The sequence below is a fragment of the Marinobacter sp. E2 genome, assembly GCF_055755345.1.
In genome coordinates this window covers 877,934-901,188 of sequence record NZ_CM146911.1, presented here as the reverse complement: position 1 = coordinate 901,188, position 23,255 = coordinate 877,934, and the positions used below count along the sequence as shown (strand labels likewise).

Below are 23,255 nucleotides of genomic sequence, written 5' to 3'. Positions count from 1 at the left end.
CGAAAATTCCGATGCAGACGGTGGCGCCGTTCGTTTTTCCGTGCCTGCTGACTATTGCAGCAGCCCTACCAGATAGTCCGACAACGTCTCATAACTGTAGACAACCCGCGCGTAGGCACTGCTGGCTTCAGCCTCGAACTCACGGCCACAATCACCGGGCAGGGTGTAGGCCCTGAGAAAAGCTTCCTGAATAAGATTCGGTTGACTGGCCACGAACCCGCTTGCACCGCTCACCGGGTAGCGCATGGCCCACTTGAAGCCGCCATTGCCCGTAACTCGTCCGTCGGCCAGCTTCAGGGGATCCAGAAACCCGTAACTGAGCAGGCGAAGATCTTCATGCTCGCCCGAGGCAAAAGTCCGGGTGTCGAACTGTACCTCAAGATTGGTAAAGCCCGAGGGCTGGGGTTCATAGCCTGCAAAGGCATAGCTCTGAACGCCCGTCACCACCTGATCCGCACCAACTGCCTGTTCATCCACCGCACAGGTGACAACGTCAGAGAGAAAACTGACCGACTCCTGCTCCGCACCGCCCTGCTCAATACCATACCCCGGGAAAACCTCGGTAGCATTGGTAAGCCGGGGCGTCAGGATGCGCTCGGCGCCATTGGCGTATCGGGCCGTCACTGACGCCAGCACGCCGTTTTCCCGGGTCCAGCTGTAGACAATCTCCGGAGTGCCTCCCAGTTCGCTGGACTCAGGCTCTGCGCCCTGCGACAGATGGCAAGAGGTAACGGTATCAAAGGTGATGGTCTGCGCGTCCCAGTCAAACACCAGACGCTCGTCCGTGCCGGCCGCCTCATAGCTGACCCGGCTCTGGGCCGAGAGCGAGGCCGATGGCAACCACTGGGTTTCAAGAACCCCCATGCGGCCGTTCACCCGGATTACCCGGGCAAGTTCACGAAGCGTAGGTGCCATACACCCCTGGGCTGAGACGGAGCGGATTCGGCCATCCTCGGTGTAATCGAATGCCAGTTCCGCGGAAATCTCGAGCCCCGAGGTGCTCGCCGGGAGCGTGCCCCCGGAAGCCGGCTCGGCATACACTAACTGTCGGGTCAGCAGCACTGGATCTGTCAGCTCCAGCGTCACCTCCGGGAGTGCGAGGGCATCCGCATCCACGTTGGCATAATTGCCGCCGCCAGCGGCAGCATCCACCACGTCAGCCACACTGCCTGCGTTCTGCACCAGCGACACACCCAGAAGGAAGGCCGCCTCCTTGCTCAGGAAACGCTCTGTACCAGCGCTGCCGGGCTGCGCCAACAGCGTGTTGTACTCGTCGGGAAGCTGGCTGGCCATGAACCGGGCCAGGGCCCGCGCATAGGCGTGGGCGCGCTCATCCCCCGCAAGAATATAATCACGCACCAGGTTCAGGCCCGCCAGGCCTTCCAGTGAAGGTATGTCTGATAGCGAGGCCAGACCAACCATCTGACGGTACCGGTCGAGCGTGGTCAGGGGGGTAAGGTTACGGTTACCGGGTGCTGCCGACATCAGATAGGCCCGGGCAACCGGAACATCTCCATTGCGGGTTTCTTCCAGTGTGGTGCCCGGTATGGCCACGGCAAACAACGGGTAATCCCGCGGATCAAGATCCGGCCCTACCCCGGGCGGAAGCACCAGCCCGGAAATATCCAGCGAAAATACACCGCCGGGGCCACTCATGGCCGTGGGTTCGCCAGCGGTCAGTGTCACCTCACGGCCGTTGTCCAGCTCGAGGACCAATGGCCCCGGGGTGTACTGGCTGTCGCCGTCCATGTCCAGCCACACCCGCGCCCGGTTGAGGTAACCGTCGATAACCTTGCCGGTATAGGGCGCAGGCTGGCTGTACTCAACGCCGTCGAACTCACGACCATCCACGGGCAACTCGTCGGATTCCTTGCCGCAACCGGCAAGCGTGAGGGAGACAGCAGTAACAGACAGGCAGATCAGGCGTTTCATCGCGGCAACCGTTTATCCTTGTTTGATGCCGCTACTTTAGGGGATGTCCTGGCCGGAGACCTTGATAGGTTTGGCAATTTGTAAAGTTAGGTAACCGGGCATCCCGGAGCCGCCATAGCACCGGGATGCCCTCAGGCTCAGAAGGAGCGGGCCACGATTTCCTTCATGATCTCGTTGGTACCGGCATAGATGCGCTGCACCCGCGAATCCGCCCAGGCCCGGGCAATCGGGTATTCCCACATATAGCCGTAGCCGCCGTGCAGCTGCACGCACTCGTCCATGACCTTGCATTGCAGGTCGGTGGTGAGCTGCTTGAGCATGGCGGCGGTCGGAATATCGAGTTTTTTCTCCAGGTGCAGTTCCAGGCAGCGATCGGTGAACACCCGGGCAGCGGTAATCTCCGCTTTCATTTCCGCCATCTTGAAGCGCGTATTCTGGAAGGCGATGACCGGTTTACCGAAGGCCTTGCGTTCCTTCACGTAATCCAGGGTCCACTGCCAGGCGGCTTCCGCCGCGGCCACCGCAGCCAGTGCTACCTGCAGGCGCTCGGCGGGCAGTTCCTGCATCAGCTGGAAAAAGCCCTGCCCTTCCATGCTGCCCAACAGGTGAGTCGTTGGCACCTTCACATCCTGGAAGAACAGCTCCGAGGTGTCCTGGGCCTTCATGCCTACCTTGTTCAGGTTCTGGCCCTTCTGGAAGCCCTCCCAGGCGGTCTCCACCAGCAGAAGGCTGGTGCCCTTGGCGCCTTCCTTGGGATCGGTCTTGGCCACCACGATCACCAGGTCGGCCATCTGGCCATTGGTGATGAAGGTTTTCGAGCCGTTGAGGATGTAGTGGTCGCCGTCCTTGACGGCCGTGGTCTTGACGCCCTGCAGGTCGGAACCGGCACCGGGCTCGGTCATGGCGATGGCGGTGATCATTTCGCCGGACACCAGCTTGGGCAGGTAGTGCTGCTTCTGTTCCTCGGAGCCGTAGTTGAGGATGTAGGGGGCAACGATGTCCGAGTGCAGGCCCCAGCCGATTCCGGAAAGCCCCAGCCGGGACACCTCCTCCATGACCACAGCACTGTAGCGGAAGTCGGCGCCCACGCCGCCGTACTCCTCGGGAATGGTTGGACACAGGAAACCGAGCTCGCCGGCCTTCTGCCAGAGCTCCCGGCTGACTTGCCCGTCTTTCTCCCACTGGTCATGGTAGGGCACGGCTTCCTGTTCCAGAAACTTGCGAACGGAATCGCGGAAACCTTCCAGGTCAGCATCAAAGAGAGTACGTGGAATCATGGTGAACCTCGGTGAATAACGGGTGTTGTGATTGTCGTTCACCAAGTCTCGGCCCAGAGGCCCGCACGCTCAATGATGAAAAGCATCAATCGGGCTGACCAAAACCATCGTTGAACCGTTGACAGAATCAGCGGTCGCGACGGGCCTCGGCGCGCGCCTCGCCCCAGCGGGGCATCAGATCCTGCGGCAGGTCCAGATGGTCGAGTATGCGGGCAACAATGAAATCCACGAGGTCATCCACCGACCCCGGCTTGTGATAGAAGCCCGGGCTGGCAGGCATGATAACGGCCCCCATGCGGGTGAGCCTGAGCATGTTCTCCAGGTGCACTTCCGAGAAAGGCGCCTCTCGGGGCACCAGGATGAGGGTGCGGCGCTCTTTCAGGGCAACGTCGCCGGCCCGCTCGATCAGGTTGTTGCTGGCGCCGGTGGCCAGCGCCGAGAGCGTGCCGGTACTGCAGGGACAGACCACCAGCGGCGCTTTTTCTCCGGAGCCGGAGGCCGGTGGCGCGAACCAGTCTTCCCGACCGAACACGAGAACCTGCCCCGGCTCGGCATTGGCATAGGCGGAGAGCGTCTCCTGCATGGCCGGAGGGGTACCGGGCAATTTAAGTTCGGTTTCCGTGGCGATCACCACCTGGGCTGCCCGGCTGACCATGACATTCACCCGGCAACCAATCGCCACCAGACATTGCAGCAGGCGCAGGCCGTACTGGGCGCCCGAAGCGCCAGTAAAGGCCAGATTAACGGTTTTCGCCTGTGATTGCTTGTCTGTCATGACCTTTGTGTCCGTGGAATTCTCAGGTGGTAACCGGCGGGGCCAGATCAGCTTCCATTACGCTCAAGCTCGGCCACCAGTTTAGCGTGAATACCGCCAAAACCGCCGTTGCTCATGATGACAATGTGGCAGGGCTGGGGCAGATCTGCCAGAGCAGAGGCAATGAGCGCCTCCACCGAAGCCTCCACCCGGTGCCGACCCGAACCCTCGTTCTGCTCCTGCCAGTTGCTGACCAGCGTCGGCAGCCAGTCCATATCATTCAGGTTGGCCCAGAGCACCCGGTCAGCGGCGGCGGCGCTGGGCAGCAGTGCCTGCTGGTGAACGCCCTGCTTCATGGTGTTCGAACGTGGCTCGATCAACGCCAGAATTGGCTCGTCCCCGACCCGATTGCGAAGCCCCTCAAGCGTGGTGGCAATAGCGGTGGGATGGTGGGCAAAGTCGTCGTAAACCCTCACGCCGTCAATATCCGCCAGCAACTCCATCCTGCGTTTGACACCGGAGAACCGGCACAGGGCCGCCACCGCATGGTCGGGCGTGATGCCGATGTGGCGGGCCGCTGCAATGGCCGACAGGGCATTGCGAACATTGTGCAGGCCGGTGTGCTCCCAGCTCAGGGTGGCTACCGGCTGTTCGTGATGGATGACCATGAACCGGCTGCCATCCTCGGACAGCAGTTCGGCCCGCCAGTCGGTGGTGCGAGGAGTTTCGCTGCCAATGGCGGTATCCTGCACCGGGCTCCAGCAGCCCAGTTGCAGGGCGTTATCCAGGTGGCCGTCGACCGCGGGCCGGATGATCAGCCCCTGGGAGGGCACAGTGCGCACCAGATGATGGAACTGGCGCTCGATGGCTTCGACATTCTCAAAGATGTCGGCGTGGTCGAATTCCAGGTTGTTGAGGATCAGAGTGTGGGGCCGGTAGTGCACAAACTTTGAGCGTTTGTCGAAGAAGGCGCTGTCGTACTCGTCGGCTTCAATCACAAAGAAATCGCTGCTACCCAGCCGGGCCGAGACGGCGAAATCCCTGGGCACACCGCCCACCAGATAGCCGGCATCAAAGCCCGCCTGCTCCAGTATCCACAGCAGCATGGCCGTGGTGGTGGTCTTGCCGTGGGTTCCGGCGACCGCGAGTACCCAGCGGTGCCTCAGCACTTCCCGGGCCAGCCACTCCGGCCCGGACATGTAATCGATATTCCGGTTGAGCACCGCCTCCACTTCCGGATTGCCCCGGGACAGGGCGTTGCCGATCAGCACAAGATCCGGCCTGGGCTCCAGGTTGTCCGGGCCGTATCCTTCCATCAGGCTGATGCCCTGGGCCTCCAGCTGGGTACTCATGGGCGGATAGACGCCATGATCGGAGCCGGTCACGGTGTGGCCGAGCTCCCGGGCCAGCACGGCCAGGCTGCCCATAAAAGTGCCACAGATTCCAAGGATATGAATGTGCATTCGGCAACTGCTCCGCGTGTTGAAACCCGACAAGCCTCCCGTATCCGTTCCACCCCGTCAAGAGCCACGCCATCCGCAATCCTGCCCATGAAAAATCGCGTTGTTTGGCGTATCATCAGCGCCATTGTCGAACCAGCAGGAGGCCCCAGCCCGAGATGGCTATCAAGAACGCATTCTACGCTCAGTCCGGCGGTGTCACCGCCGTCATCAATGCCAGTGCCTGTGGCGTTATCCAGACCGCCCGCAAGCATCCGGATAAAATCGGCAAGGTGTATGCCGGGCGCAACGGCATTATCGGAGCGCTGAAGGAAGAGCTGATCGACACCAGCCTCGAGAGCGACGACGCCATCCAGGCCCTCATCCATACGCCCGGCGGCGCCTTCGGCTCCTGCCGGCACAAGCTCAAGAACATTTCGGAGAACCGTCGCGAATACGAGCGACTGATCGAGGTGTTCCGGGCCCACGACATCGGCTACTTCTTCTACAACGGTGGTGGCGACTCCCAGGACACCGCCTACAAGGTGTCCCAGATTGCCGACCGCATGGGCTATCCGATTACCTGCATCGGTGTTCCCAAGACCGTCGATAACGACCTGCCGTTCACCGACTGCTGTCCGGGCTTTGGCTCCGTGGCCAAGTACATTGCCACCTCCACTCTGGAGGCCAGCCTCGACATCAAATCCATGTGCGAAACCTCCACCAAGGTGTTCATCCTGGAAGTGATGGGACGCCATGCCGGCTGGATTGCCGCCGCCGGTGGCCTTGCCGGACAGGGTGAGGGCGAGCCGCCTCACATCATCCTGTTCCCGGAGATTCCGTTTGACCGGGAGACCTTCCTGGCCCGCGTGGATCACTGTGTGAAGGAATACGGCTACTGTGTGGTGGTCGCCTCAGAGGGTGCCCAGTACGAGGATGGCCGTTTCCTGGCCGACGCTGGCGCCAAGGACGCCTTCGGGCACACCCAGCTTGGCGGCGTGGCACCGGCCCTGGCCAACATGGTGAAGCAGGCACTGGGGCACAAGTATCACTGGGCCGTGGCGGATTACCTGCAGCGGAGCGCGCGGCACATTGCCTCTGCCACTGACGTCGAGCAGGCCTATGCCGTAGGCAAGGCTGCGGTGGAGATGGCGCTGGACGGCAAGCAGGCCCTCATGCCCACCATTGTGCGCGAGCAGGCCAAACCCTACCGCTGGAAGATCGGAGAAGCGCCGCTGAGCGAAGTGGCAAACCAGGAAAAGAAAATGCCGATCCACTACATTACCGATGATGGCTTCGGCATCACCCAGGACTGCCGGGATTATCTGGCACCGCTGATTGCTGGCGAGAGCTTCCCACCGTTTGACGATGGCCTGCCCCGTGTGGCCATGCTGAAGAACCAGCTGGTGGAACGGAAACTGAAAACCGAGTTCCAGCTCTGAGGCACTCACCCCAACCCCCGGGGGCTGAATTCCCGGAGCGAGAAGTCGATCAGGGCCTGGCGGAGTTTCCGCCGGGCCCGCCTCCTGACTCGCTTCGGACTGTAAAGCCGCTAGCGCGTCAGTTCCGTCTCATGATCGCGGACCCAGGCATAGAACTGGTCAAAACCGCCCACGTAGTCCCTGCCCACCAGAATCTGTGGCACGGTGTGGACCGGCCGGCCAATCTCGTTCGCAATGTCCTGTTTGCTCATGCCCTTTTCAACCATATCAATCCAGACATAAGGAATGTTCCTGGCCTCACACAGGTGCTTCGCCCGCACACAGAAGCCACAACTCGAACGGCCGTAGATGGTCACCTGCTCCATAAAGCCCTCCGCAGGAATTGGCGGTGAATGTAACGCGTAAATCTGTTGGAATGATGACACGGAGCCGGTCATTTGAAAATTAAGGCTTTGAATCGACACCATAGCGGCCAGCCATGAGGCTTTGGCGCCATTCATAGCATCAAAGGAGGAAGCGGTGGCATACCTGACGTTATTCCTGACCGCGTTTGCTGCCGCCACACTGCTACCTGCCTATTCGGAAGTCCTGCTCGGCACCCTGGTTACCCAGGGTTTTTCCTGGTGGTGGCTCTGGTTCTGGGCAACGCTCGGCAACACACTGGGCTCTGTCGTTAACGGGATCATCGGCAGACAGGTGGATCGCTTCAAACACAAACGCTGGTTTCCAATCAGCGAGCTGCAGCTGCACAAGGCGCGGAACCGGTTTAACCGTTACGGCCAGTGGTCACTGCTGATGGGGTGGCTGCCCCTGGGCGGCGACGCGCTGACCCTCGTGGGTGGAATCATGCGCGTGCCCTGGCTGAACTTTGTCATTCTGGTGGGTATTGGCAAGGGGGCGCGCTATGCCTTCGTACTCTGGCTGGTTGCCGAGGCGTCCGGCGCATCGTCGCCTTCGCCGTAGAGGTATTTACGCAGCAGCGGTTCGCCATTGAACTCGGAATGCAACACCGCCACGAACGTGTACACGCCGATCAGCTTGCGATTCAGGAACACGAATTCCTTTGGCGGCACCCGGAAATAGCGGCTGATCGCGGAACGAGCGGCGTGGCGCGCCACCCTAGACGGCAGATCGCTCTGTTTCCAGCGGTACTCACCGTGACTGTTCACCGCGTAATCCGGCCAGGCCGACCGGTCCGAAGAGAGCGGCTCCAGTACCGACATACACACCGCTCCGAACTTCTCCAGGACATCGTCAGGCCAGTCCCGGCTCATGAAGCGCAGCTTGACACCGCCGTCGATCACACCCTGCAGGTCGTTCTCATAGGACGCCCGAATCATCTGGATCACCGGCTGCAGGAACTGGTCGGAGTAGGACTGCACCGCCCCGAAATCGAGCAGCACGATGCGATCATAGCCAGGGTCCTCACCTTCCTCTCCGGCAATCCGAATGCGGTAATTACCGAAGTTGGGATCGGTCTGGATCTCGCCCCATACGAACAGCTCCCGGAAGAACAGTTCCAGAGCCGCCTCCCCGAGGGCAGTGCGACGCGCCAGAGGCAACTCTCTCACGGCCTGGGAACTGACCGAGTGTCCATGCTCGTAGGTTGAGGCAATGACATGGGCCGTCGAATACTCGGGCAGCACCCTGGGTACGATAAACCTGGGATCCGAGGCCAGCATCTGCCGGAACTTCTCGGTGGTCTTGGCCTCGAGCCGGTAATCCACCTCCCGGTGCATCATTTCGCGGACTTCCTCGAGCCAGTCATTGAACTCGGGGCCGAAGCTGACCAGCCTCGCTACCCGCAACAGCTGCGCCACCGCGTTCAGGTCGCTGTCCACCGCATCGGCCACGCCGGGGTACTGAACCTTGAGCACCAGCTCAAGACCGTCACTTCGACGCCAGGCGCGATGCACCTGCCCCAGAGATGCCGCCCCGATAGGCTCCGGCTCTACTTCCAGCTGGGCCAGGCGGTCGGCACCCAGCTCGCTTTTCAGTACCCGCTCAATGGCCGGCCACTCAAGGGAGGTGGTCTGGTCTTCCAGTGTGTGCAGGGCCTCGGTGACTTCCTCAGGCAGGAAATGCTCGCCGTACAAAGCCATGACCTGACCGATCTTGACCACACTGCCCTTGAGTTGCCCGAGCTCATCCACCAGGAAACGGGCCTGGCTCGAGAGCATGGCCCGATGGCGCTTCTCGCGGTTTTCGCGACTGCTGAACCAGTTGGTGGCCATGTGGGATGCCATGCGGGTGCCGGCGAACAGGCCCGCACGGGTGAGGCTCAGTCGGCGTTCGAAACTGCCTGTCTTGATGCGGGCTACCGATTTTCCTGAACGTCTGGAAGACATAGTGACCTGTTTGGATCGGAGAATTTCACCAGCTCTGGCGCCTACCCCATTATACGGATGTAACGCGAGGCTGACCTAACCGGGCAGACCATCGATCTCCGGCCCTTGGGCCAATGTCCGGCCAATTCGGGCCATGTCGACCAAAGCAAACGATTGTTTACGATTCGACACAGTTTTGGCCCCTGTTCCGGTCTAGTATTTCAGTATTCATAAGGTCAAAAAACGGCTATCACAAGAACAAGATCCGAACATGTCGACTGCTGCGCGCAAAACGCCGGACACCGAACTGTCCCAGTTCCGGGTCAAGGGCGAAATCCCGGTACCGGTCCTGATCAACTGGCTGACCATGGTCGCCGTGCCTCTCTTATGCTTCTTCGCCTGGCGTTCGAGCTTCCGCGAGGACCCCGTGGTGCCTCCATTGCTGGTGGGCTTCGCGGCGCTGCTGGCCGTCAACTCGATTGTGTACTGGATCTCGGGGCATCGCACCCTGCAGCGGCGGGCATTCATCACCATCATCACCGTCCTCTTCACCTACCTGGCGGTGCATGCGGTGGAAGACGGTTCGGCCATCATCTGGCTGTTTGCCTACCCTCCGATCATTTTCTACATCAGCGAATCGCGTATTGGCGTGATCGCCTGCGGCGGGGGTTTCGCTGCCGTTATCCTGCTGTTCAGCCCCCTGGGTGAGCTGCTGTTCTCGCCGCCCTACAGCACCAGCTTCCGCCTGACCATGATCGCCGTATTGGGTTTCGAGATGGTGACCTGCTACATACTTGATCAAAGCCGCCGGCGAAGCAAACTGGGCCTGCTGAAACTGGCGGCGGAGTTCGAGTACGCCGCCAAGCATGACGCACTTACCGGGCTTGCCAACCGTCGGGAAGCCCTGGAGCAGCTCGAGGCCGAGTACCAGCGCTACCTCCGCCATGACCGGACGTTTTCGGTGCTGCTGCTGGATATTGATCTGTTCAAAAGTGTCAACGACAACCATGGCCACCACATTGGCGATGAGCTGATTGTGCAGGTGGCAAACACGCTGCGGGAGGAATGCCGCCGGGTGGATACAGTGGCTCGCTGGGGCGGTGAGGAATATCTGGTGGTGCTGCCAGAGACTGGCCCGGCGGATGCGCTGAACTCCGCCAATCGCATCCGGGAGGCTTTTGCCCGCAAGACAGTGGCCACTGAACAGGGCCCGATTCAGGCCACACTGAGCGTGGGCGTCGCCTCAATCAGGCGCGCCGAATCCATCGACCGCCTGCTACAGCGTTGTGATGAGGCTCTCTACCGGGCGAAATCCCGGGGCCGCAATCGGGCCTGCGGCGACGAGGAGACTGTCGCCGCCTGATTTACCAGCCGTTCCGGAATTCGACGTCAGACTCGCCAAGACCGGCCACCAGCTCGGCCGCCAATCTCTCCTGAACGTCCGCGACGGTCGTACCGGGCACAAAATCCCGCACCTGGCACATGGCCATTCCGGCGTAGCCGCAGGGGTTGATGCGCTGGAACGGCTCCATGTCCATGTCCACGTTCAGAGCCAGGCCATGGAACGAACAGCCGCGACGAACCCGTAACCCCAGGGAGGAAATCTTGGAGCCGTCCACGTACACGCCCGGAGCATCCGGCCGTGGCGCTGCCTCGACTCCGAGGCCTGCCAGGGTGCGAACAATGCCCTGCTCGATCTGGTCCACCAGGGTACGCACGCCCATCTTGCGCCGTGGCAGGTTGATCATCAGGTATACCACGAGCTGTCCGGGGCCGTGATAGGTCACCTGCCCACCACGATCCACCTGGATAACGGGGATATCGCCCGGCGCCAGAATGTGCTCGGCCTTGCCGGCCTGGCCCTGGGTGTAGACCCTCGGGTGCTGCAGGCACCAGAGCTCGTCGGCGACCGAGTCATCCCGCTCTGCCGTGAACGATCTCATGGCCTCCCAGGTTTTCTGATAGGGCTGCTCGCCCAGTGACCGGACAATCAGTTTTGCCATGGCGGTCAGAGCACCATATGTACCCGGCCACTGGCCTTGAGCTCTTCAAACAGCGCTTTCAACTGATCTTCGCCGGTGGCGACAATCCGGAGCTGGACCGATGAGAAGCGCCCTTTACTGCTCTGGTTGACCGTAATGTCGGTTTCGCTGATGCCGGGTGCATGCTGCTCCACCACTTCCACGACGAACTCGGTGAAGTCCGGCGCGGCATTGCCGATCACCTTGATCACGTAGTCACAGGGAAATTCGATTTTTGGTGCTTTCGGCTGGCTCATGCCGCAGGACTCCCGGGGATTCACGTCACCCTATTGAAACAACTGAACAAAAAAGAGCTTGATGGCGTCCCACAGGCGCTTGAAAAACCCGCCCTCGGGCACGTCAGTCAGGGCCAGTACCGGCTGATCCACCAGCACTTCGCCGTTGAACGATACTTTCACCTGCCCAAGCTCGTCTCCCACCTTTATGGGTGCCTTGATCACGGAATCAAGCTCAACGGTCGATTCGAGGCTGTTTCTGGAGCCCCGGGGAATAGTGACGAACACGTCGTCTGTCATGCCCACGGAGATCTGCTCTGACTGGCCACCCCAGACCCGGGCGGTCATCAGTTCCTGCCCTGCCCGGAACAGATGCTCGCTCTCATAGTAACGGAAACCGTAATTGAGCATTTTCTGTACTTCCTGGGACCGTGCCTCGGGACTGCTGGTGCCCATCACCACGGCGATAAACCGGGTGTCCTGACGCTTGGCCGAGGCCACCAGGCAATAGCCCGCCTCTTCGGTGTGGCCGGTTTTCAGACCATCCACACTGTCGTCCCGCCACAGCAGGCTGTTGCGGTTGGGCTGGCGAATGTTGTTGTAGGTGAAATGTTTCTCGGCGTACAGCGGGTAGTTCTCGGGATAATCGTTGATGATCGCCCGGGCCAGCAGGGCGAGATCGTAGGCGGTCGAGAAATGATCCGGTGACGGCAGCCCCGTGGCGTTCTCGAAGTGGGTATCCTTCATGCCAAGAATCTGCGCCTGCTGATTCATGATATCCACAAACGCCCCTTCACTGCCGGCCACAAACTCCGCCAGCGCCACGGAGGCGTCATTACCGGACTGGATGATCACGCCTCGCAGCAGGTCTTCCACGGATACCTCGGTGCCTTCCCGCACGAATGTCCGCGACCCTTCCGTTTTCCAGGCGTTTACGCTGATGGGCACCATATCGCTCATGGAGATACGGCCTTCATCGAGCTCGCGCTCGACAATGTAGGCGGTCATCATCTTGGTCAGACTGGCCGGCGGCAGCCGCTCATGGCTGTTCTCCTCCATGATGATGCGTCCGCTCTTCGGATCCATCAGCACGTAGGAACTGCCGGCAATCTGGGGTGGCGACGGGATCAGCACCGACTGGGCCACTGCCTTGCCCACCAGGGCGAGCATGAGCGCAAACACGAGAGTCAGGTTTCTGAAAACAGGATTCAAAGCCATGGGTCCATTCATTCGTCGTTAGGTGTATTTTCTGGTTTATGCCCGGGTTCTCCGCCCGACACGTTTTTAATGGGTATCGGTCAGCAGGATTGACCTGTCGAACCCTCGGGCTTCCAGCACGCTCTGGGTTTGCCGCGCGCTGTGCTCGTCGCTGAACGGCCCCACCTGCACGCGATGGAACCGGCCCTCAGCCGTATCAACAGCCCGCACCCGCATAGGATTCTCCAGTACCGAGCGAACCTGGCTGAGAAGTTTCTCTGCCGGATCGCGGCTGCTGAAAGAACCCAGCTGGACAAACAGAGCCCGGTTTTCCATGGCTATGTCGCCACTGGCTCGCACCGGGTTTTCCGCGTACATCGCGGTATCTCCGGGGACAAAAGGCTTGCCGGCAAGAAACATCGAACCGTCCGACTTGACGGTAATGGCCGCCACTTCCACCCTCGCGGTACCGCGTGCCTGATACCCGAGTTTCTTGGCCGCCGCGTAGGAAAGATCAATGATCCGATCGCTGTGGAACGGCCCCCGGTCATTCACCCGCACGATCACCGACCGTCCGTTGTCGAGATTGGTTACCCGGGCATATCCGGGAATGCGCAGGGATTTATGGGCCGCAGTCATGGCGTACATATCGAAGGTTTCGCCGTTGGATGTCTTGTGGCCGTGGAACTTCTCGCCGTACCAGCTCGCCGTTCCCCGCGCCACGTAGCCATCGTTGCTGGCAAGTACCCGGTATTCCTTGCCCCAGACCGTATAAGGCGACTTGTTTCCGGCCCGGCGGGGGGCCTCGTACTTCGGCACAGCGTCGTCGAGCCCCGAGACATCAAAGCTGCCGGACGGTGCCCGATCCTGCGCAATGGTGTAGCGGGAGGAATGGTCCGTTTGCGGCGCGGAAGCGCAACCGACAAGCAGAATGGCCGCGAGCAGCGCCAGCAGGACGTTCGGGAAAGACAGGCTGTTCACAGTCCGGAGATCCTCATACACACGCGATATCGACCATCGTTTTCATTTGTTGGTCTTGCCTTCCTCATTGTAACGGGTTCCTTCGGCGAATCTCCATTACCCGGCCTCCATACTTCCTCGGGCGACACACGCCCAAGGGCATGGGGCAACCCCGACTCGTCACGCACTGATCATTCTTCGGTGGGTGTGGATCGACATGAGAACCCCGAACGCTGCCATCAAGGTGACGCTGGAGGTGCCCCCGTAACTGATCAGCGGCAAGGGCACACCAACCACCGGGAGCAGGCCGCTCACCATGCCCACGTTCACGAAGATGTAGATAAAGAAGGTCATGGTCAGGGCGCCCGCGAGCAGGCGACTGAATGAATCCTGCGCGGTCGAGGCAATGTAGAGGCAGCGCACAATGATCAGGAAATACACAGACATCAGGACCAACATACCGATAAAGCCGAACTCTTCGGCCAGCACCGCCACAATAAAATCGGTGTGGCTCTCGGGCAGGAATTCCAGATGGGACTGGGTGCCCTGCAGCCAGCCCTTGCCATCAACTCCGCCGGAGCCAATGGCGGTCTTGGACTGGATAATATTCCAGCCCGCACCCAGAGGGTCGCTCTGGGGGTCGAGCAACGTCAAAACCCGCTGCTTCTGGTAGTCGCGCATGACGAAGAACCACATCAGTGGCGCCGACACCGACACCATGGCGACGAACGCTGCGATCAGCTTCCAGCTGATGCCGGCAAAGAACACCACAAACAGGCCGGCCATACCCACCAGCAGTGAGGTGCCCAGGTCCGGCTGCTGGATGATCATCGCCATCGGCACCAGGACAATGGCGAGCCCGATGGCCACCTGCCGGAGCCTTGGTGGCAGGAAGTGCCGGGACAGGTACCAGGCGGCCATCATCGGCACCACCAGTTTCATCAGTTCCGAAGGCTGGAACCTCGGCAAACCCGGAACGGCCAGCCAGCGCTGGGCCCCTTTGGCACCCACACCCACCAGCAGCACCGCGACCAGCGCCAGCAGACCAACACCGTAGAGCCAGGGCGCCCAGCGCCGGAATACCGAGGGATCAAGCTGCGCAAACACCAGCATGACCACAAACGCGACCGCGAGACGGATACCCTGTGCCTTGACCACCTCCAGGTTTCGATCGGCACCGCTGTAGAGTACGAACAGACCACCGGATACCAGCAGAATCAGAAGCCCCAGCAGAATGGGATCAATGTGCAGCGCCGACCACAGACTTCGCTGCCTGCCCAGGGGGTTCGTGGCCGTCGGATCCAGTATTGCCTTGATCGCCATCAGTCGCTTCCCCGTGCCCGGACATCGCTGACCAGCGTTGCGTCCGCCTCTTTACCGAATTCCAGTAGCCAGGAATCGAACATGGCCCTGGCTACCGGCGCTGCGGTACCACTGCCGCTACCGCCATTCTCGACAATCACGGCAACGGCAATCTGGGGGTCATCCACCGGGGCGAAACCGACAAACAGGGCGTGATCGCGCAGCCGCTCTCTGACTTCCTCGGCGTCGTACTCCTCGTCCTCGGCAAGACTGAACACCTGGGCCGTGCCGGTTTTCCCGGCCATCCGATAGGATGCTCCGGCAGCCGCGCCGCGGGCCGTACCCTTGCGGCCATGCATGACCTCGACCATGGATTCGACCACGTACTCCCAGTCGTTCGGGTTTTCCAGGGTGAGCGGCTGGTGGGTTTCCTCGGGCAGGAACTCATCGACCGGATGATCGCCCCTGATGTCTTTCAACAACCGTGGCTCCACCCACTCGCCCCGATTGGCGATCAACGCGGTCGCCGTTGCCAGTTGAAGCGGCGTCGCCAGCATGAAACCCTGGCCAATACCCAGGTTGACCGAATCGCCCGGGTACCAGGGCTCGTTGCGCACCGCGCGCTTCCACTCCCTGGACGGCAGCAGACCGCTCAGGGCACCGGACACGTCCAGTGCCGCGTCTTCTCCGAAACCGAACCGGGACAGATAGCTGTACATGGTGTCCACCCCCATCTCGGTGGCCACCTCGTAGAAGTAAACGTCGCAGGATTCGGCAACGGCGTCCTTGAGATCCACCCAGCCATGACCGGTTCGCTTCCAGTCGCGCCAGACCCGACCACCCTCGTTCAGGCGGAAATGACCAGGGTCCCAGATGGTGTAATCGCGGGTGGTGGCGCCGCTGTCGAGGGCGGCAACGGCAAGCATGGGCTTGAGTGTGGAGCCGGGCGGGTATTGCCCTCTGAGGGCCCGGTTGAACAGGGGCTTGTCCTTGCTGTCGCTCAACTCCCGATAATCATCCACGCTGATGCCGGTGACGAACTTGTTGGCATCAAAGCCGGGCACACTGGCAAGGGCCAGGATCCCGCCGGTGTCGGGCTGGATGGCAATGATGGCGCCGCGACGCCCGTCCAGCAGTTCGTGGGCGCGCTGCTGGAGGCGCAGATCCAGGTGTAGCTGGAGATCCTCGCCAGGCACAGGATTTTCCCGCTCCAGCACACGCAGAGTTCGACCCCGGGCGTTGGTTTCCACGTGCTGATAGCCGACCTTGCCGTGCAGGATTTCCTCGTAGAAGCGCTCAATGCCGGACTTGCCAATGTAGTTGGTACCGGCGTAGTTGACCGGATCGATCCGCTGCAATTCCTCGCGATTTATGCGACCAACGAAGCCCAGGGCATGGGCGGTCAGCTCACTGTGCGGGTAGTAGCGCACCAGTTCCGCTTCCACTTCCACGCCCGGGAGCTCATGCCGATGCACGGCCAGCCGGGCCATTTCCTGCTCGGTCAGGTCGTACCGCAGGGGGATCTCCTGAAAGGGCCGACGGGGCTCTTCCAGGCGCCGGTGGAAACGTTCCAGATCCTCGGGAGAGATGGCGAGAAATTCGCCCAGCCTGGCCAGGGTTTCGTCCATGCCTTGCACACGTTCAGGCACGAGCGTGACACTGAACACCGGACGGTTCTCAGCCAGCAGCACGCCATTTCGGTCGTACACCAGACCACGGGGCGGTGGCACCGACTGCACCTGCACCCGGTTCTTGTCCGAGAGGGTGGTATACACTTCGTGCTCGACAACCTGGAGCTGGTACATGCGGGTGAGCAACAACCCCACAGCCAGGATGACACACACCAGCATAACCACCGTCCGGCGCTGGAAAAGCCGGCGTTCCGCTGCGGTATCCTTGAATTCGCCCCACGCCATGACAGCCCCCTAAGCCCGGTGGTACGGGTGGTTGCGGGTTATTGACCAGGCCCGGTACAACTGCTCGGCGAGCACAATGCGTACCAGCGGGTGGGGCAGCGTAAGCGGTGACAGCGACCACTGCTGGTCGGCCCGTTTCCGGCAGTCCTCCGCCAGGCCATCGGGGCCACCCACCAGAAAACTGACATCCCGGCCGTCCTGCTGCCAGCTTTCAAGCTGGCTCGCCAGTTTTTCGGTCGACCAGGGGCGCCCGCCAACTTCCAGAGCAACTACCCGATCACGGGGACCGGCGGCGGCCAGGATGGCATCGCTCTCTCGCTGCATCAGTCTGGGTATGTCAGGATTCTTGCCCCTGTGGGCCACGGGGATCTCAACCAGGTCCAGGGGCAATTCCGGTGGCATTCGACGGGCGTATTCTGCAAACCCGGTACTGACCCAGTCGGGCATTTTCTGCCCCACGCAGATCAGACGTAACCGCATGATTATTCGCTGCCTGCAACACCAAGATCGGGAGCATCGCGCCAGAACCGCTCCAGATCGTAGAATTCCCGCGTGGCTGGCATCATGACGTGGACAACCACATCGCCCAGATCCACCAGAATCCAGTCACTGGCGGCACCACCCTCGACATTGCTGGCACGCACGCCTTTGTCCTTGGCTTCGCCAACCACGGAATCAGCAAGGGATTTGACGTGTCGATTGGAGGTTCCGGATGCCAGTACCATGAAGTCGGTCACGCTGGTACGGTCGCGGACATCGATGACGCTGATGTCCTGTGCTTTCACATCTTCTAGCGCGTTGATGACCAGTTCTTTCAGTTGCTCTGCCTGCATAATCACCCTGTTGATCGGGCGTTTGCCGGTATGGCCGCCCGATGTCTGCTGTTCAGACGCGATTGTAGCACTAAAAGTTCCCGTCAGGGCAGGCGCCATACAGCCTCAGGCGACGAATTTCCGCCCATACCGGATCTGGAAGGAGGTAACGTGGTGAACGGCCATCGGCGATACGCTCACGGATGGCCGTGGCCGAGATATCCAGCAACGGCGGCTCCAGTTCGATGAGGCAACCGGCAGGTCTGGAATGCAGGTCATGGGGCTCGGTTACGCGCCGCTCGGCCAGCAGCTTGCCGGGCAATCCGGAAGTGGACACCTCCGCGCCCGGGCGACGCACTACAATCACATGCGCCAGCTCCGGAATCTGCTGCCAGTCACGCCAGCGGTCGAAACCCGCGAAAGAATCGGTGCCCACCACCATGGCCAACGGCTCGTCGGGGCCGAGCTCATAGCGCAACTGGCGCAGAGTGTCCGCCGTATACGATGCACCCTGGCGCCTGAGTTCCCGGTCGTCGATCTTCAGCCCGGGCTCCCCGGCAACGGCCAGCCTGAGCAACGCGAGCCGCTGATCCGGGGTTGCTCCGGTTTCGTCCCGGTGGGGCGGAATGTGGCAGGGTACCAGGCTGATGGTATCCACACCGATGCGATCCCGCACCTCGACGGCCAGCCTCAGGTGGCCATGGTGTACCGGGTCGAAGGTGCCGCCATAGATCACATGCATGGCGATCAGGTCCGGATGTGGCCGTCGCCGAACACCACGTATTTCTGGGACGTCAGTCCTTCGAGCCCAACTGGCCCACGCGCGTGAATCTTGTCGGTGGAAATACCGATCTCTGCCCCCAGTCCATACTCGAAGCCATCCGCAAACCGGGTGGACGCATTGACCATCACCGAACTCGAGTCCACCTCGGTCAGGAACCGCCGGGCCCGGGTGTAGTTCTCGGTGACTATGCTATCGGTGTGCTGGGAACTGTAACGGTTGATGTGCTCGATGGCACCGTCGAGGCCATCAACCACACGGATGGCCAGAATCGGCGCCAGGTACTCCGCCTCCCAATCGGCCTCGGTGGCTGCCGCCACGCCCTCTACCAGTGCACGGGTCTGCTCGCAGCCGCGGAGCTCCACGCCTTTCTCAACGAAGGCCGAGGCCAGCAGTGGCAGGATATCCTCGGCAATCTCCCGATCCACCAGCAGGGTCTCCATGGTATTGCAGGTGCCATAGCGCTGGGTCTTGGCATTGACCGCCACCTTCAGTGCTTTCTCGGGATCTGCATGGCTGTCGATGTAGACATGGCAAACACCGTCGAGGTGCTTGATCACCGGAACCCGGGCGTCGCGACTGATTCGCTCGATCAGGCCCTTGCCGCCCCGGGGCACGATCACATCGACATAGGCCGGCATGGTGATCAATTCGCCAACCGCGGCGCGGTCTGTGGTCTTGATGACCTGCACCGCCGACTCGGGCAAACCGGCGCTGGCCAGCCCCTCAGCCAGGCAGCGGGCGATGGCCTGGTTGGAATGGATGGATTCGGAACCGCCGCGCAGGATGGTGGCATTGCCGGATTTCAGGCACAGGCTGGCGGCCTCCACTGTCACATTCGGCCGGGACTCGTAGATGATGCCGATGACCCCCAGCGGAACCCGCATCTTGCCCACCTGGATACCGGAAGGCCGATAGGTCATGTCGGTGATGGCGCCGATCGGGTCGGGCAGCGAAGCCACCTGGCGCAGTCCCTCGATCATGGCGTCAATGCGCTGGCCCGTCAGCTCCAGCCGGTCAAGCATCGCCGCATCCAGACCGTTTTCACGGCCGCGCTGCAGATCCTTGGCATTGGCCAGGGCCAGCTCCTCCCGCGCCGAATCAAGGGCCTCCGCGGTGGCCAGCAGAGCCTGATTGCGCACGGCGGTGGTCGAGCGGGCGACCCGGGTGGCCGCTGCACGCGCCTGTTGCCCCACCTCGGCCATGTAAGCTGCAATATCCATTCTGTTACCTTTCTGTTTCAAAGCGGAATCGGGAATAAGGGCCTAACTTTACCTTTCCCGTTTCAAGTACGCATCCCAAACAGATATTATACCGCTGCGGTATGCCATACTCCGGCATTACCTGACGTTTTTTCAGGGAGTTCAAAAAAGGAAGGACACCATGGCCCAGATGGCCGAAAAATTCCTGTTGAGCAAGCTGTCCAGAACAGGGTTTGTGGCGCTGGTTGCCGTCGCGGCTGCCTGCGCGCTGCTCGGTGAGCACCTGGTTTCTGCCGCAGCGGCAGCAGCGGCAGGGATGGTCGTTTCCGGGAGGACCTTTCACCCGGGCCGTGCGAGGCAGCCGTGGCCCAGGGTTCAGCAGGGTTTTTTCGTGGTTCTTCTGCTTATTCTGCTGGTCAGTTTCTGGACCGGGCCCTGGGTGCTCAGCCACTGGCTCTACGCTCTGCCGCTGGTGGCCTTTGCCCTGGTTCCGCCGCCCGTAGCGGCTGTGGTAACTCTGGTAGTGATTGGCCTGGCCGTCAGCGCAAGCCAGTGGGCCGTGGGGCTTGCCGACCGGCACCAGATGATCAGCGCCTTTTTGCTGACGGTGCTTCTGTCCGCACTGCTGATCTTTCTGCGCGAGTACAAGAGCCGCCAACTGGCGCCGCTTCGCCGAACCGATGAACTGACCCAGGCCGCCAGCCCGGGAGTACCTGTCTGCCGACCTGCACAAGGAAATCCAGCGCAGCGAGCGTGAAGGCACCGACATGTCGATTCTGATGATCGGGCTGGATGCGCATCTGAGCGAGAGTGAGCCTGACGAGGATATCCGCTCGATCCTTCCCCGGATCGGCCGGTATCTGCACTCCCAGATCCGGGATTTCGACACCTACTACCGGGTGGCCGATCTCCAGTTTCTGGTGATCCTGCCAGGCATTTCCACGGGCGACGCCCTCACCAGGGCGGAGATTATCCGCAAGGGTCTGGCCACCCTGCTTGAGTCGCACGGCATGAATCTGACTGTCAGCACCGGGATTGCCGGACTGAATATCGGCGATGACGCCAACACCCTGCAACAGAGTGCCGCCAACGCCCTGCGCCGGGCGCAACAACAGGGCGGCAACCGCAGCCAGGCCTACAGCGCCTGGTCGAAGCCCGCACAGCCAAGCCGGGGACAGGCATCATGACCGAGACCCGCCTGCGTACCTGGACCCATGCCTTCGGCTACGGCCTCGCCTGCGTGTTCATCTTCACGCTGGCAATGCAGAACCTGCGCTATGGCTTCTATGAGCTCTTCTATCTGGCCGCCGGCATGGCAGTCCTCACCTTCGCCGGTGCTGTCTACACCGTGATCTGCCGGCGCCACCAGCTATCGGCGCCAGGCCACCTGATCATCCTGGCCGGCCTGAACAGCGGCCTTCTGGCGGCCCTGCTCAGCATGGAAGCGCCCGGCATCAGCCACTGGGCCATGCCCCTGGTGGTACTCAACCTGCTGATTCTGCCCCTGCGCCAGGGGCTGGCACTGTCACTCCTGCTGCTGGTGCCGATGTCAGTTGTGCTGCTATTTGACCGGGCCCCGGCCGAAGCTCTCACGGTGATCAGCGGGCTGTTTCTGCTGTTGGCTGTGGCCTCGCTTTACATCTGGCACTACGGCCATATGGCCCAGTCTGCAGAAGACCTCGCCATCACAGACCCGGTGACCGGCGCTCACAACGCGCGGTTCCTGGACGAGACACTGCAGAAAGAAATCAGCCGCGCCATCGCCACAGGCCATTGCCTGTCGGTGATCAACCTGCGCATCGACTACGCGGACGACATCAGCGACCTCCATGGCCGGGACCAGGCCCAGGTGCTGCTGCGCAACATGACCGAACACCTGTTCGGCGTGATTCGCGCCGGCGACACCCTGTACACGCTCAAGGATGCCGAGTTTTTCCTGATTCTGCCCTTCACACCCGAGGAAGGCGTGCGGGTGATCGCTGAACGGATTCGCCGAACCATTGCCGAGCACCAGTGGCCGGTGGTGGGCCGTGTTACCGTCAGCCTGGGCTGCACCACTCGCGGCAGCGGTGACACCCGCACCGACACGCTCCGCAAGCGGGCGCACCAGGCCATGGAGGAAGCCCGCAGGCGTGGCGCGGATTCGGTCTGGTTCAGCCCCGGAGAAACCATCACGACATGAGCAGTGGCTGGCTGAACGAGCTCTCGGCCTGGCTCGGCGCCAACCCCGGCTGGCTGGCCCTGGCGCTGTTTGTTACCGCCTTCATTGAGTCCCTGGCCCTTGCCGGGATTGTGGTTCCCGGCGTCGCTATCCTGTTCGCGGTGGCCGTTCTGGCCGGGGAAACCGGCATGCCCCTGCCCGAGGCGCTGCTCTGGGCCGGACTTGGCGCCATCGCCGGGGATACCGCAAGCTTCGCTCTCGGCCGTCGGCTTCAGGGCCGACTGACCGACCTCTGGCCACTCAGCCGCTACCCCGTGCTGATTGGCAAGGGGGAGAGGTTTTTCCACCGGCATGGCGGCAAGAGCGTCATTATCGGGCGCTTCGTTGGCCCGTTGAGACCCATCATTCCGCTGATAGCTGGCGCACTGATGATGTCCTGGCGCCGCTTCCTGGCTTTCAATGTCGGTTCCGCGCTGGCCTGGGCACCGGTCTACATTGTTCCGGGCTTCGTCGTCGGCAGCGCTCTGGCCAGTGACATCCGGCCGCCGGCTCACTTCTACGCAGTAACAGGCGTCAGCGTCGTAGTGCTGGTGCTGGTCTATTTCCTGGTGCTCCGGTTCCAGATGGGACTGGGCGAGGACAGTCGGCTGTATCAGTGGCTCAAACGATGGATGGCACAGTACGAGGCAACCCATCGGTTCTGGCGGCTTTATACCAATCATCGCCCCGCAAGGGAGGGCGAGTTCCCCCTCGCCTCCCTGCTGCTTGCCCTGGGCGCCTCGTCACTCTGCCTTCTGTGGGGCCAGCTCGCCACCTCAACCCACCTGCTGGACGGTTTCAACCAGGCCACGCTTCAATGGTTCGATCAGCTGCGCCAGCCCCTGCTGGACGCTCCCTTTATTGCCCTGACCCTGCTGGGTGATCCGCCGGTGCTGATTGCCGCCGGGGTGCTCGCGTGCGCCGCCCTGGCGTTCAGGGGCTACTACGCGGCGGCATTGCACATAGCACTGGCTGCGGCGGTGACCATCCTGCTGGTGTGGAGTCTGAAATCACTGCTCGCAGTGCCCAGGCCCCATGAGGTCCTGCTACCGCCGTCGTCGGGCGCGTTTCCGAGCGGCCATGCCGCAGGCATTACTCTGTTGGTGACGCTGGCTGCGAGCTTTGTTGCGGGCGAAAGCCGGCACCGCAAGCGCTGGCAACACTACGTGCTGCTGTCCCTGCCCCTGATTCCGGTGGCTCTGAGTCGACTCTACCTGGGGGTTCACTGGTTTACCGATGTGATCGGCGGACTGTTGCTGGGGCTTGCCGTGACCGGCGCGGTGAGGGCCAGTTACAGCCGCTACGACCGTGTACCACTGGCGCCGGATATCACCCTGGCGGCGGCCGTCGTGCTCTGGCTGTTGTTCGCCGGCGCCTACGTAGCGCATTCCTGGGAAGAAGCGGTGGTCGGTTTCCAGCCCGCCCCCGCCGAGATCCGCTAGGCGGCTCCCGACCTG

At 61.7% G+C, this 23,255-nt stretch carries 21 protein-coding genes and 1 pseudogene; 6 read left to right on the top strand and 16 right to left on the bottom strand.

The features are described from left to right. Positions 1 to 51: 51 nt before the first annotated feature. From AC0J1C_RS04075 to mpl, 4 genes are all read right to left on the bottom strand, one after another. Complete coding sequence (locus AC0J1C_RS04075; protein ID WP_473045723.1) at positions 52 to 1,932, bottom strand: hypothetical protein; 1,881 nt, start codon at positions 1,930 to 1,932, stop codon at positions 52 to 54. A 137-nt stretch (positions 1,933 to 2,069) separates the two neighbouring features. After that, entirely contained in the window at positions 2,070 to 3,209 is a 1,140-nt protein-coding gene (locus AC0J1C_RS04070; RefSeq protein WP_375191978.1) for an acyl-CoA dehydrogenase family protein, read from the bottom strand. A 127-nt stretch (positions 3,210 to 3,336) separates the two neighbouring features. Beyond that, the gene (locus tag AC0J1C_RS04065) at positions 3,337 to 3,984 is read right to left on the bottom strand and encodes a flavin prenyltransferase UbiX (protein ID WP_375191977.1); all 648 of its coding nucleotides are present in this window, start codon (positions 3,982 to 3,984) and stop codon (positions 3,337 to 3,339) included. A gap of 47 nt (positions 3,985 to 4,031) precedes the next feature. Continuing rightward, positions 4,032 to 5,426: a UDP-N-acetylmuramate:L-alanyl-gamma-D-glutamyl-meso-diaminopimelate ligase gene (mpl, locus tag AC0J1C_RS04060; protein ID WP_473045722.1), complete on the bottom strand. Its 1,395-nt coding sequence runs from the start codon at positions 5,424 to 5,426 to the stop codon at positions 4,032 to 4,034. Between the two features lie 155 nt (positions 5,427 to 5,581). Between mpl and AC0J1C_RS04055 the strand changes: the two genes are divergently transcribed. Continuing rightward, positions 5,582 to 6,844, top strand: coding sequence for a 6-phosphofructokinase (locus AC0J1C_RS04055; protein ID WP_473045720.1), 1,263 nt, complete (start codon positions 5,582 to 5,584; stop codon positions 6,842 to 6,844). Between the two features lie 110 nt (positions 6,845 to 6,954). Here the strand turns inward: AC0J1C_RS04055 and AC0J1C_RS04050 are convergent, their stop codons facing one another. Continuing rightward, positions 6,955 to 7,209, bottom strand: a complete 255-nt coding sequence (locus AC0J1C_RS04050; RefSeq protein WP_375191974.1) for a GrxA family glutaredoxin — start codon at positions 7,207 to 7,209, stop codon at positions 6,955 to 6,957. A 154-nt stretch (positions 7,210 to 7,363) separates the two neighbouring features. Between AC0J1C_RS04050 and AC0J1C_RS04045 the strand changes: the two genes are divergently transcribed. Beyond that, positions 7,364 to 7,807, top strand: a complete 444-nt coding sequence (locus tag AC0J1C_RS04045) for a YqaA family protein (RefSeq protein ID WP_091991730.1) — start codon at positions 7,364 to 7,366, stop codon at positions 7,805 to 7,807. Here the strand turns inward: AC0J1C_RS04045 and AC0J1C_RS04040 are convergent. Beyond that, entirely contained in the window at positions 7,747 to 9,192 is a 1,446-nt protein-coding gene (locus AC0J1C_RS04040; protein WP_473045719.1) for an ABC1 kinase family protein, read from the bottom strand. The genes AC0J1C_RS04045 and AC0J1C_RS04040 overlap by 61 nt on opposite strands. Positions 9,193 to 9,442: 250 nt before the next feature. Between AC0J1C_RS04040 and AC0J1C_RS04035 the strand changes: the two genes are divergently transcribed. Further along, on the top strand, positions 9,443 to 10,534 hold the full coding sequence (locus AC0J1C_RS04035) for a GGDEF domain-containing protein (RefSeq protein ID WP_473045718.1): 1,092 nt from the start codon (positions 9,443 to 9,445) through the stop codon (positions 10,532 to 10,534). Position 10,535: 1 nt separating this feature from the next. On the opposite strand, the gene lipB is transcribed toward AC0J1C_RS04035, so the two are convergent. From lipB to AC0J1C_RS03985, 10 genes are all read right to left on the bottom strand, one after another. After that, positions 10,536 to 11,174, bottom strand: coding sequence for a lipoyl(octanoyl) transferase LipB (gene lipB, locus AC0J1C_RS04030; RefSeq protein ID WP_473045717.1), 639 nt, complete (start codon positions 11,172 to 11,174; stop codon positions 10,536 to 10,538). 5 nt (positions 11,175 to 11,179) lie between these two features. Beyond that, positions 11,180 to 11,449, bottom strand: a complete 270-nt coding sequence (locus tag AC0J1C_RS04025; RefSeq protein WP_473045716.1) for an HP0495 family protein — start codon at positions 11,447 to 11,449, stop codon at positions 11,180 to 11,182. 30 nt (positions 11,450 to 11,479) lie between these two features. Continuing rightward, the gene (locus AC0J1C_RS04020; RefSeq protein ID WP_375191969.1) at positions 11,480 to 12,646 is read right to left on the bottom strand and encodes a D-alanyl-D-alanine carboxypeptidase family protein; all 1,167 of its coding nucleotides are present in this window, start codon (positions 12,644 to 12,646) and stop codon (positions 11,480 to 11,482) included. Positions 12,647 to 12,712: 66 nt separating this feature from the next. Further along, the gene (locus AC0J1C_RS04015; RefSeq protein WP_375191968.1) at positions 12,713 to 13,606 is read right to left on the bottom strand and encodes a septal ring lytic transglycosylase RlpA family protein; all 894 of its coding nucleotides are present in this window, start codon (positions 13,604 to 13,606) and stop codon (positions 12,713 to 12,715) included. Positions 13,607 to 13,765: 159 nt separating this feature from the next. Beyond that, positions 13,766 to 14,908, bottom strand: a complete 1,143-nt coding sequence (gene rodA / locus AC0J1C_RS04010) for a rod shape-determining protein RodA (RefSeq protein ID WP_473045715.1) — start codon at positions 14,906 to 14,908, stop codon at positions 13,766 to 13,768. Further along, positions 14,908 to 16,803, bottom strand: coding sequence for a penicillin-binding protein 2 (gene mrdA / locus AC0J1C_RS04005; protein WP_473045713.1), 1,896 nt, complete (start codon positions 16,801 to 16,803; stop codon positions 14,908 to 14,910). Before mrdA ends, rodA begins: the two co-directional genes overlap by 1 nt. A gap of 9 nt (positions 16,804 to 16,812) precedes the next feature. Beyond that, positions 16,813 to 17,283, bottom strand: coding sequence for a 23S rRNA (pseudouridine(1915)-N(3))-methyltransferase RlmH (gene rlmH / locus AC0J1C_RS04000; RefSeq protein WP_473045712.1), 471 nt, complete (start codon positions 17,281 to 17,283; stop codon positions 16,813 to 16,815). A gap of 2 nt (positions 17,284 to 17,285) precedes the next feature. After that, positions 17,286 to 17,636: a ribosome silencing factor gene (gene rsfS, locus AC0J1C_RS03995; protein WP_375191964.1), complete on the bottom strand. Its 351-nt coding sequence runs from the start codon at positions 17,634 to 17,636 to the stop codon at positions 17,286 to 17,288. A 70-nt stretch (positions 17,637 to 17,706) separates the two neighbouring features. Further along, a complete protein-coding gene (gene nadD / locus AC0J1C_RS03990) occupies positions 17,707 to 18,357 on the bottom strand; it encodes a nicotinate-nucleotide adenylyltransferase (protein ID WP_473045711.1) in 651 nt (216 codons plus the stop codon). A 5-nt stretch (positions 18,358 to 18,362) separates the two neighbouring features. Beyond that, entirely contained in the window at positions 18,363 to 19,619 is a 1,257-nt protein-coding gene (locus AC0J1C_RS03985) for a glutamate-5-semialdehyde dehydrogenase (protein ID WP_473045710.1), read from the bottom strand. A gap of 160 nt (positions 19,620 to 19,779) precedes the next feature. Between AC0J1C_RS03985 and AC0J1C_RS03980 the strand changes: the two are divergent. The 3 genes and pseudogenes from AC0J1C_RS03980 to AC0J1C_RS03970 all read left to right on the top strand — a co-directional run bounded on the left by AC0J1C_RS03980 (position 19,780) and on the right by AC0J1C_RS03970 (position 23,240). After that, positions 19,780 to 20,785: pseudogene (locus tag AC0J1C_RS03980) on the top strand (GGDEF domain-containing protein). Next, entirely contained in the window at positions 20,782 to 21,780 is a 999-nt protein-coding gene (locus AC0J1C_RS03975; RefSeq protein WP_473045709.1) for a GGDEF domain-containing protein, read from the top strand. Before AC0J1C_RS03980 ends, AC0J1C_RS03975 begins: the two are co-directional and overlap by 4 nt. Continuing rightward, positions 21,777 to 23,240 carry a bifunctional DedA family/phosphatase PAP2 family protein gene (locus AC0J1C_RS03970; RefSeq protein ID WP_473045708.1) on the top strand — a complete coding sequence of 488 codons (1,464 nt, stop codon included), beginning with the start codon at positions 21,777 to 21,779 and terminating at the stop codon, positions 23,238 to 23,240. The genes AC0J1C_RS03975 and AC0J1C_RS03970 overlap by 4 nt, the downstream gene beginning before the upstream one ends. The last annotated feature ends 15 nt before the right edge of the window (positions 23,241 to 23,255 follow it).